General features: G+C 64.1%; 2 protein-coding genes. Both read right to left on the reverse strand.

Features of this window, described 5'->3' with window-relative positions:
* Positions 1–611: ATP-binding protein (locus L9Z73_RS30710; RefSeq protein WP_247408722.1), on the reverse strand; the 611-nt coding region annotated here is incomplete at its 3' end.
* The coding region (locus L9Z73_RS30715; RefSeq protein WP_247408724.1) for a cobaltochelatase subunit CobN at positions 611–1,273 on the reverse strand (663 nt) is incomplete at its 5' end. The genes L9Z73_RS30715 and L9Z73_RS30710, both read right to left, overlap by 1 nt.

Below are 1,273 nucleotides of genomic sequence, written 5' to 3' on the forward strand. Positions count from 1 at the left end.
GACTGCGGCTGCGCCCACTGCGCGCAGAACGCTGCGGGGTCGCTGTCGAAGTCCAGGCGCCGACGGATGATCTGCCCACGCTCGGCCGGCACGGTTTGCCCGCTCAAAGCCACGTTGAAACCGAAGCGGTCGAGCAACTGCGGGCGCAACTCACCCTCCTCCGGGTTCATCGTGCCGATCAGCACAAAGCGCGCCGAATGCCGGTGGGAAATGCCGTCGCGCTCAATCAGATTGGTACCGCTGGCGGCCACGTCCAGCAGCAGGTCCACCAAGTGATCAGGCAGCAAGTTGACCTCGTCGACATACAACACGCCGCCGTCAGCCTTGGCCAGCACGCCGGGTGAAAACTGCGCGCGGCCTTCGCCCAATGCGGCATCCAGGTCGAGGGTGCCGACCAGTCGTTCTTCGGTGGCGCCCAACGGCAAGGTGACGAATTGACCGCTGGCCAACAGGTCCGCCAACCCACGCGCCAGGGTGGACTTGGCCATGCCGCGCGGGCCTTCGATCAGCACACCGCCGATCTTCGGGTCGATGGCGGTCAGGCACAGCGCCAGCTTCAGGTCGTCGGCGCCGACCACGGCCGACAGCGGAAAATGGGGAATATCAGTCATCAGCTGTCTTCTTCTATATCCAGCAACAGGTTTTCCAACGCCTCGCGATACGCCCCCGGCGCCTGCCACATGCCGCGTTGTTGGGCCTCGAGCATGCGCTCGGTCATATCCCGCAGAGCATCGGGATTGTGCTGTTGCACAAAGGCGCGGGTGTCGGGGTCGAGCAGGTAGGCATCGGCGAGCAAGGCGTATTGATGATCGTCGATCAGCGCAGTGGTGGCGTCGAACGCGAAGAGATTGTCCACGGTCGCCGCCATCTCGAATGCGCCTTTATAGCCATGGCGTTTCACGCCTTCGATCCACTTGGGGTTGGCGGCGCGGGAACGGATCACCCGATTCAGCTCTTCCTTCAAGGTGCGGATTTTTGGCAAGTCCGGCTGGCTGTGGTCGCCATGGTAGCTGGCGGCCTTATCGCCGCTCAGGGTTTCCACGGCCGCGAGCATGCCGCCCTGGAATTGGTAGTAGTCGTTGGAATCGAGCAGGTCGTGCTCGCGATTGTCCTGGTTCTGCAGCACCGCCTGCACCTGGCTCAGGCGCTGGGCGAATTGCTCGCGGGCGGCGGTGCCCTCGTCGGCACCACCATAGGCATAGCCGCCCCAGTTCAGGTAGACCTCGGCCAAGTCCTCGCGGCTCTGCCACAGGCGACCATCGATCGCGCCCTG

This window comes from Pseudomonas emilianonis (assembly GCF_023072625.1).
GTDB classification, from domain to species: domain Bacteria; phylum Pseudomonadota; class Gammaproteobacteria; order Pseudomonadales; family Pseudomonadaceae; genus Aquipseudomonas; species Aquipseudomonas paraveronii.